This is a genomic window from Devosia sp. Leaf64 (assembly GCF_001421945.1).
Classification (GTDB): domain Bacteria; phylum Pseudomonadota; class Alphaproteobacteria; order Rhizobiales; family Devosiaceae; genus Devosia.
This window is the reverse complement of the sequence record NZ_LMLO01000016.1, coordinates 57804-66526: the sequence shown is the minus strand read 5'-3', so window position 1 is coordinate 66526 and position 8723 is coordinate 57804. Positions and strand designations below refer to the sequence as shown.

Annotated in this window: 6 protein-coding genes; 4 read left to right on the top strand and 2 right to left on the bottom strand. The window is 57.5% G+C overall.

Annotated elements, in window-relative coordinates; genetic code table 11:
* Positions 1-6 precede the first annotated feature (6 nt).
* On the bottom strand, positions 7-144 hold the full coding sequence (locus tag ASE94_RS21650) for a hypothetical protein (protein WP_348270962.1): 138 nt from the start codon (positions 142-144) through the stop codon (positions 7-9).
* 1000 nt (positions 145-1144) lie between these two features.
* Between ASE94_RS21650 and ASE94_RS08720 the strand changes: the two genes are divergently transcribed.
* Positions 1145-1945 (top strand): SOS response-associated peptidase family protein, encoded by an 801-nt coding sequence (locus tag ASE94_RS08720; protein ID WP_062630088.1) that lies wholly within the window; start codon positions 1145-1147, stop codon positions 1943-1945.
* Between the two features lie 3 nt (positions 1946-1948).
* Here ASE94_RS08720 and dinB read toward each other — a convergent pair whose 3' ends face one another.
* Positions 1949-3082, bottom strand: coding sequence for a DNA polymerase IV (gene dinB, locus ASE94_RS08715; RefSeq protein WP_062630094.1), 1134 nt, complete (start codon positions 3080-3082; stop codon positions 1949-1951).
* Between the two features lie 149 nt (positions 3083-3231).
* Here dinB and ASE94_RS08710 point away from each other — a divergent pair, with 149 nt between their 5' ends.
* Genes ASE94_RS08710 through ASE94_RS08700 form a run of 3 tightly spaced genes read left to right on the top strand, consistent with a single transcriptional unit; the run spans position 3232 to position 8688 of the window.
* A complete protein-coding gene (locus tag ASE94_RS08710) occupies positions 3232-3993 on the top strand; it encodes an ImuA family protein (protein WP_062630087.1) in 762 nt (253 codons plus the stop codon).
* A complete protein-coding gene (locus ASE94_RS08705) occupies positions 3908-5431 on the top strand; it encodes a DNA polymerase Y family protein (protein WP_062630086.1) in 1524 nt (507 codons plus the stop codon). The genes ASE94_RS08710 and ASE94_RS08705 overlap by 86 nt, the downstream gene beginning before the upstream one ends.
* Positions 5428-8688 (top strand): error-prone DNA polymerase, encoded by a 3261-nt coding sequence (locus ASE94_RS08700; RefSeq protein WP_062630085.1) that lies wholly within the window; start codon positions 5428-5430, stop codon positions 8686-8688. The genes ASE94_RS08705 and ASE94_RS08700 overlap by 4 nt, the downstream gene beginning before the upstream one ends.
* Positions 8689-8723: the final 35 nt, after the last annotated feature.

Below are 8723 nucleotides of genomic sequence, written 5' to 3'. Positions count from 1 at the left end.
ACCGCATCAACGAATTGCTCCCTTGGAACTTCGTGCCCAAGGTGTGACCGGCACATCGCTTACGCTGGTCAGGCGGAGGGCGGATACTTCATGCTCAATGGTTTTGGCTAGGGAGGTCTTGCCGGAGCCGGGCGGGCTGTAGATCAGGTGACTGCGCTTCGCTCAATGCCGCGGATGGTGGCTGATCAGAGGTTTGTTGCCATGCCCAATCTTGGGGCGGCATCACAGTAAGGCTAAGATGGCACGTACGGCCGCTTCCAACGCAAAGCCGACAGTCGGTTACCTACCCCTGACCTGCCGGATTTTCTCGGTTTGCTGAAGGAGGGATGAAATCACCGCCTCTATGGATGGAACCTGTAATCGCCAAGGTTTGGTGATCCAGCTCGACCTGCTACGATAAAGTGACAAACTAAATTCTCACCACGGGGCCGCGAAAGGTAGTGCCGCGGCAACCGTCTCCCCTTTGCCCTTCGTGACGCATACCGGTCGACATCCATCCCAGCCGCAATAGCTCAGGCGACCATCGGCACGCGCTATGCCGAAGGCCGAGTTGGGGGCGCCACATTCCTCGCAGTGGTAGATCGGAAATTTGTGTGTCGCGTCGGGGATTGGCGAGACAGCGCCGCCTTCGGATTGGAATTTCGTGGGCATCGACTCTTCTCTTCGAAAGCTGCCTGATGGTGCTAAATCTGGCGAGAAGCGCGGTCAAGGAGCTGACCCATGCCGGCCCCGGGTTCGCCGACTAGCAACCGAGTTTTAGTTGGTGGCGTTGCAAAACCGAGCGGTGACACAACTTACGAGCAAGAATAATATCGTACTACGCTGGTTTAACGTTGGATGACGACGCTGTGAGAGTTCCTGATTTTTGCCGCGACCTCCGCAGCTGATCGGTTCGATCGTTACCGTCTCCGACCATCGCGACGCGGGATGCATTCTGACGAGCTTTTGTTCCCACAACCACGAGCATTCTCACGCGATCGACCATCATGACGTTCTAGGCAGGTTTGGAAAGGTCGCCGTCGACTACGAATTTAAGCGTGCGATGAGATGCCCGATCTGTGGAGCGCCGGGCGGAGGCCTCAGCATTCGACCGACAAAGTTTTCTTAGCCAGCACCCCCTGATTGAGCTCGTAGGAAACTTGCGATGTGCAATCTTTATAGCCACACCTCAAATCGTGATGCCATCGCCGCTCTCGTGCGAGAGCTTGCCCTGTTTTCGGACAACCTCGGAAACCTTGCACCACAAACCGGCATCTTTCCCGACTATCTCGCCCCAGTCGTTCGCAATACGTCAGCAGGCCGAGAGCTCGCTAAATTGCGCTGGGGTCTGCCATCCTCTGGCAAGGCGCTCTACGACAGTGCGGCCAAAAGAGCTGATAAATTGCGAGCCAAGGGCAAAGAGGTCGATTTCGACGCGCTGCTCGCTGCAGAGCCCGATAATGGCACGACGAATGTCAGAAACATCCGATCAGAAACCGGCCGATGGAATTCTCACTGGAACAGATGGATGGGCGTCGAAAACCGCTGCGTCGTTCCTTTCACATCGTTTTCCGAATTCGACAGCACGGTCGGTGAGGCGGGGAAGAAGAAGGGGGACACGTGGTTTGCCTTGGACCAGTCCAGGCCGTTGGCTTTCTTCGCCGGGATCTGGGTCGAAGGCTGGAGCGGGGTAAGAAAAATGAAGACCGGTCGGGAAGAAAACCTTGATCTCTTCGGCTTTCTCACCTGTACGCCGAACAACATGGTCGGCAGCATACACATGAAGGCAATGCCGGTGATCTTGAAGACGCCCGACGAGATCGAGATGTGGCTCACAGCACCAAAAGAAGAGGCTCTTGCTTTGCAGCGGCCACTTCCCGACAATGTTCTCGAGATCGTCTCTGTTGGCACCAACGAAGATCCGCCGAACAACCAGATCGACGCACGGGAAAACCAATTGTTTTGACCGTCACAAGGCGAGTGTGAGCTGTTCCACGTCGCTCGATCGGTCCGTCGCTTCAAAACCGGAAATCGAGATACCTAGTAAACGTATGCCCTTCGATGTTGGGAACACTGGCGCCAATAATGCGTGTGCAGTTCGCTCCACTGTTTCCCGGGTGCCCAGTGGCGCCTGTTCAGTCCGACTGCGGGTAATGATCTCGAAGTCGGCGAACTTCACTTTCAGAGTAAGAGTTCGGCCATAAAGAGCCTTCTGCTCTGCGTGTCGCCATACCTTGTCGATGATTGGCGAGAGTTTTTCTAAAGCCGCCGCGAGATCATGGACGTCATCGAAGAAGGTGTTCTCGCCACCCACACTCTTCCGAACGCGATCCGGCTTGACCCGGCGATAGTCGATGCCGCGCGCAATCCAGTAATAATACTCTCCACTTGATCGGAAATGCCGCTGCAAGAATTCGAGGTTTTGGGCTTCAAGATCCGCTCCGGTTTCGATTCCAAGCGCCTTCATTTTCGAGGCCGTCGCCGGTCCGACGCCGTGGAATTTGGCGACCGGTAAGGTTCGAACGAAGGCCTGGCCTTTTGCCGGTGGAATAACAAACTGGCCATTGGGCTTGTTGTGGCCAGAGGCCATCTTTGCCAGGAACTTGTTGTAGGAAACGCCGGCTGAGGCCGTCAGACCCGTGACGGCAAAGATCTTTGCCCGGATCTCTTCGGCGATCTCGCTGGCAATAGTCATGCCTTTCAAATTTTCCGTCACATCGAGATAGGCTTCATCGAGCGAAAGCGGCTCGATAAGTGGCGTGTACTCGGCAAAAATCTCATGGATCTGCGCCGAAACCGATTTGTAGACGTCGAAGCGCGGCTTTACGAAAATCAGCTCAGGGCATTTCCGTGCTGCGGTGACCGACGGCATGGCCGATCGCACACCGAAGACTCTGGCCTCGTAACTGGCAGCGGCGACCACACCACGCTGGCGTGCACCGCCAACTGCCACAGGCTTGCCCCTCAGACTTGGATCATCGCGCTGTTCGACCGATGCGAAAAAGGCATCCATGTCGACATGGACGATTTTACGAATGCGCTCATTGTCCAGCGGGTTTTCCCCAAGCCGCTCTGAGCCGCAAGCCCCTGAATCCTCTGACATGATCATCCACCACGAGTGCAACGCAGAGCAGTTCAACCCGATGGTCGGGCAAACCGGATTGACTCCGACCCGAGTCTGATAGAACAAAGAGGGAACATATTCCCTGTCTGCACGCTTGAAAAGGCGGGTGGAGAAATACGAACTAAAAAATGAACCAGGCCATCGACACTGCGATGATCGCCGAGCTTCGCGAGAAGATCGGACGCCTTGAAGGCAGGCCTGCCTCGCAACGGGTGGTCCTTCCATTTGGGGTCGATGTCATTGATCGGCACTTGCCGGGTGGCGGTTTGTCCCTAGGAGCCCTGCATGAAGTCGCAGGCGGCGGGAATGGCGCGATCGATGGTGCAGCGGCGGCCCTTTTTGCAGCAGGCATCGTCGCGCGAACCAAAGGCAAGGTTCTCTGGTGCGTCACGCGACAGGACCTCTTCGCGCCAGCGATTGCTCAGGTCGGGTTGAGCGCCAACCGGGTCATCTATGTCGAGGCTGGTGACGAGCAATCGGTCCTCGAGGCTTTCGAGGAGGGTATGCGGTACGGGGGGCTCGGTGGAATCGTCGCCGAGGTTGCCAAGTTGACGATGACCGCATCGCGCAGACTACAGCTGGCTGCAGAAACGTCAGGCGCCATTGGGATCGCGATCAGACGTTGGCGACGTCAAACGGAGGCAGCTGATTTCGGGCAGCCGACAGCGGCTGTCACCCGATGGCGCGTCAGCACACTGCCATCGCGTCCATTGCCGGTGCCGGGTGTGGGGAGAGCGCGCTGGCAGGTTGAACTCATCAGGTGCCGCGGTGCTGAAGCGGCAGATTTCGAAGTTGAGGCTTGTGATGGCAAGGGTCGTCTCTCTCTATTTTCCGACCTTCCCAACCGACCGGTTTCGACGCGTTCGGGGAAGCGCAGCGCCGCCGGCTGAAGAGCCCGTGGTGCTCGTAACGCGTCGCGGCAGCCGTCGCGAAATTGCGGCCCTCGATCATGCAGCCCTGTCCGTCGGGCTCCGCAAGGGCATGCCGGTGAGCAAGGCGCAAGCGATGATAAAGTCATTGCATGTTGCCGAGCTCGACGCGGCAGGCGACAGGGAGGCGATCGAGCGCTTGGCACTTTGGGCGTTGCAGCGCTTTTCGCCTCTTGTTGCCGCGGATCATCCAGATGGCATCATCATGGATATTGCGGGCGCCGACCATCTCCATGGCGGTGAGGAAATGGTGCTCGAGAAAATCCTGTCGCAGTTCAAAGCGGCAGAGCTTCTGGGGAAGGCAGCCTTGGCAGACACCTGGGGACAGGCCCACGCTTTGGCACGATACCACAAGCACCCTGCTGTCCTGGTTGAGCCGGGGCAGGGGGCTTCGATCATTCACGACCTGCCATTGCCTGCCTTGCGATTGCCGGAGGCAACAGTGGCGGCCCTAAGAGGGCTTGGCTTTGAAACTATCAAAGATCTCAGCGTCGCGCCACGAGCCACCCTGACGCTTCGGTTTGGCCCAGAAGTCGGCCGGCGTCTTGATCAGGCCATGGGGTTAGTCGGTGAACCCATTGAGCCAATGGAGCTGCCTGAAATCATTGAGGTCGTCCGACCTTTCGGCGAGCCGATTGGCGCTGCGGACACCATCGCAAAGTATATCGGCCAGTTGGTCGAGCGTCTGGTTGGCGCTCTCGAACTGAAGGGACTAGGAGCGAAGCGTGTCGATCTCCTGGCGCACCGCGTGGACCACACCACGGTGACGGTCCGGGTCGGCACCGCCTTGCCGATCAGAGACACCAAAAGGTTGACCCGGCTCTTAGCCGACAAGATCGAAAAAATTGATCCCGGCTTCGGCATTGAGCAATTGCGGCTGCGCGCCATTCAGGCAGAGCCACTCGATCCAACGCAGATGATCAACTCGCTTGTTGACGGTGATGATCAGGATGTTTCTGCCCTAATCGATCTTTTGACCAATAGGATGGGGCAGGGTGCGCTTTATCGCTTTGCGCCGATCGCCAGTGACATTCCTGAGCGGTCCGTCCAGAAGGTCGCCCCTCTTTCGCAGGAGGCGCTCAGCGATTGGCCAAGCAAATGGCCTCGACCGACAAGGCTCCTTCCCTATCCTGAGCCGATCGACACCATGGCATTGCTGCCCGATCATCCGCCGGTCTGGTTCACCTGGCGCGGCATTCGACGCCGGATCAAAGCCGCGGATGGCCCCGAGCGCATTTTTGGCGAGTGGTGGAAAACCGATTCCGAGATTGCCGCAGTGCGCGACTATTTTCGCGTCGAGGATGAGGCAGGTGAACGGTTCTGGATTTATCGGGCCGGCGACGGCGAAGATCCTGAGACCGGCAGCCACAAATGGTATCTTCATGGCGTCTTCGGATGAGATACGCCGAGCTTCAGGTCACGAGCCATTTCAGCTTTCTGAGGGGAGCTAGCTCCGCCGAAGAGCTGTTCGCGACCGCTGCGATCCTTGGCATCGAAGCTTTGGCTGTTGTCGATCGCAACAGTCTTGCCGGCATCGTCAGAGCTCATGTGGCTGCCAAGACCACTGGCGTCAGGCTGATCGTTGGCTGCCGACTCGATCTCGTTGATGGGACATCAGTTCTCGTCTATCCGAGAGATCGCTTAGCCTATGGCCGGCTGTGCCGACTTCTCTCGTTGGGTAAGGCCCGCGGCGGGAAGGGCAAATGCGATCTGCACTGGTCGGATGTCGCTACGTACAAAGAGGGATTGGTCGCGATCCTCGTCCCCGACGAGGCAGATGAAACGTCGGCGATGCAGCTCCGGCGCCTCAAAGAGACATTTGGGGATGATGGCTATCTCGCACTGACCTTGAGGCGAAGGCCCAACGACCAGCTCAGGCTGCACGAACTGCAGACCCTGGCTGACGCCTTAAGTGTTTTCACTGTCGTGACGAATGACGTTCTGTTCCATGAACCGTCCCGCCGGATTCTGCAGGATGTTGTCACCTGCATTCGTACTGTGGCGACCATCGACGATGTCGGTTTTGATCGAGAACGCCATGCCGACCGCTATCTGAAACCGCCCGCCGAAATGGTCAGACTGTTTCCGCGGAATCGGGATGCCGTCGAGCGAACCGTCGCGGTGATGAACAAATGTCGCTTCAATCTCGAAGAGCTTGCCTATCAGTATCCTGAGGAGGCCGCGATCTCTGGGCTTACACCGCAACAGGCGTTGGAGAAGCTGACCTGGGAGGGTGCAGAGAAGCGATATCCAGAAGGCGTTCCTGAACGCGTCATTGGCATCATCAAACATGAGCTCGATCTGAGCGAAAAGCTCAATTACGCGCCATATTTTCTCACCGTAAATTCCATTGTTGCCTTCGCCCGCAGTCGCGACATTCTCTGTCAGGGGAGAGGATCCGCCGCGAATTCTGCGGTCTGTTTCGTGCTGGGGATCACCAGCATCGATCCTGACCGCAATGATCTTCTTTTCGAGCGCTTCGTATCGATGGAGCGACGCGAACCGCCCGATATCGATGTCGACTTCGAGCACGAGAGGCGCGAGATCGTGATGCAGTGGGTTTACGAGACCTATGGCCGGGATCACGCAGCGCTCACCTCAACGGTGATCCGCTATCGATCAAAAGGTGCACTTAGGGACGTCGGCAAAGCATTGGGCTTGCCCGAGGACATGATCAAGCTCTTGTCGAGCCAGGTCTGGGGTTGGTCGAAAGATGGCGTCAGCCAGAAGCAGGCCGAAGAGCTGAACTTCAACCTGAGCGATCGCCGCCTCGTTCTCGCGCTTGAGCTCGCTAAGGAACTCATGGGCGCGCCACGGCATCTGAGCCAACACCCTGGCGGGTTCGTCCTGACCAATGATCGGCTCGACGAACTTGTGCCGATTGAACCTGCTCGGATGATCAATCGCCAGGTGATTGAATGGGACAAGGACGATATCGATGCCCTGAAATTCATGAAGGTCGACATCCTTGCCCTTGGCATGATGACCTGTTTGAAGCGGAGCTTCGATCTCCTCGTCGAGCACAAGGGCATTGATCTCGATATGGCGACGATCCCGCCCGAGGATCCCAAAACTTACGCCATGATCCGCAAGGCAGACACTTTGGGTGTCTTCCAGATCGAGAGCCGGGCGCAGATGTCCATGCTGCCACGGATCAAGCCGCGGACCTTTTATGATCTCGTCATCGAGGTCGCCATCGTTCGCCCGGGTCCGATCCAGGGCGACATGGTTCATCCCTATCTTCGGCGACGCGAAGGCAATGAAGAGATCGTCTATCCAAAACCAGAACTGGAAAAGGTGCTTGGCAAAACACTCGGCGTGCCTTTGTTTCAAGAGCAGGCGATGCGGGTAGCAATCGAATGCGCGGGGTTCACGCCGGGCGAAGCCGATCAGCTCCGGCGTGCCATGGCGACGTTCAAGTTCACTGGCGGCGTCTCGCATTTCCGGGACAAACTAGTGGGCGGCATGGTCGCGAACGGATACGACCAGGATTATGCCGAACGGACGTTCAAGCAACTCGAGGGCTTCGGCTCATACGGATTTCCCGAGAGCCATGCCGCCAGCTTTGCATTGATCGCCTATGCTTCGAGCTGGATGAAATGCCATCATCCAGAGATTTTTTGCGCTGCGCTGCTCAATAGCCAACCGATGGGTTTCTATGCCCCAGCCCAGATTGTTCGCGATGCGATCGAGCATGGCGTCGAAGTCAGACCGATCTGCATCAACGCTTCTCGGTGGGACTGCACACTTGAGGAGCTGGGCGATAACCGTTTTGCGGTCCGCCTGGGTTTTCGGATGATCAAGGGGTTGCCGAATGCGGATGCGGCCGCCCTTATCGGGTCACGTCCCAATCGAGGATATCAGTCCATCGACGAACTTTGGCACCGAGCTGGGGTACCAGCACGCACCTTGGTGCTTTTGGCCAAGGCTGACGCTTTCAATCCCTCCATGGCGGTGACCCGTCGACAGGCACTCTGGAGCATTCGAGCGCTCCGCGATGAGCCGCTGCCTTTGTTTGCTGCAACTGCCGATGCTGAAAAGCGGTTTATTACTGAATTGTCCGAGCCAGAGTTCACGGTCAAGCCCATGACGTCTGGGGGCGAAGTTGTTCAGGATTATTCGAGCGTCAGTCTCAGCCTTCGATCACACCCTGTGGCGTTCTTGCGTAATGAGCTCGCAAGCCGGCGCATTCTTTCCTGCGCCGAAGCCATGGCAACCAGAACCAACCATTGGATATCAACGGCAGGACTGGTGCTCGTCAGGCAGATGCCAGGCAGCGCTAAAGGTGTTATGTTCATCACCGTCGAAGACGAGACCGGAACCGCCAATCTCATCGTTTGGCCCAAGGTTTTCGGGCAGCACCGCCGGATCGTGCTCGGCGCATCGATGATGTCCATTTATGGCAAGCTGCAAAGAGAAGGAGAGGTAGTCCATCTCATTGCGAGGTCCATCACAGACATGACCGCTGAACTTGCAACCGTCGGTGGCAGGGATGGGCAGTTTTCCGTTCGACCCGGTCGCGGCGATGAATTCGCCCATGGCGGATCATCCGGCGACTCCCGGACAAGAGAACGGGACGGGTTCCGTCAGCGCGATATCTATGTGCCGGATCTGCACATCGACACGTTGAAGATCAAAGGCCGAAATTTTCACTGACCCGCACAAGTGGCTAGCCCCCTTGATTTGCGGGA

Coding starts and splice junctions, on each gene's coding strand:
- ASE94_RS08720 (WP_062630088.1), top strand. CDS start 1,145: ATGTGCAATCTTTATAGCCACACCTCAAATCGTGATGCCATCGCCGCT.
- dinB (WP_062630094.1), bottom strand. CDS start 3,082: ATGTCAGAGGATTCAGGGGCTTGCGGCTCAGAGCGGCTTGGGGAAAAC.
- ASE94_RS08710 (WP_062630087.1), top strand. CDS start 3,232: ATGAACCAGGCCATCGACACTGCGATGATCGCCGAGCTTCGCGAGAAG.
- ASE94_RS08705 (WP_062630086.1), top strand. CDS start 3,908: ATGGCAAGGGTCGTCTCTCTCTATTTTCCGACCTTCCCAACCGACCGG.
- ASE94_RS08700 (WP_062630085.1), top strand. CDS start 5,428: ATGAGATACGCCGAGCTTCAGGTCACGAGCCATTTCAGCTTTCTGAGG.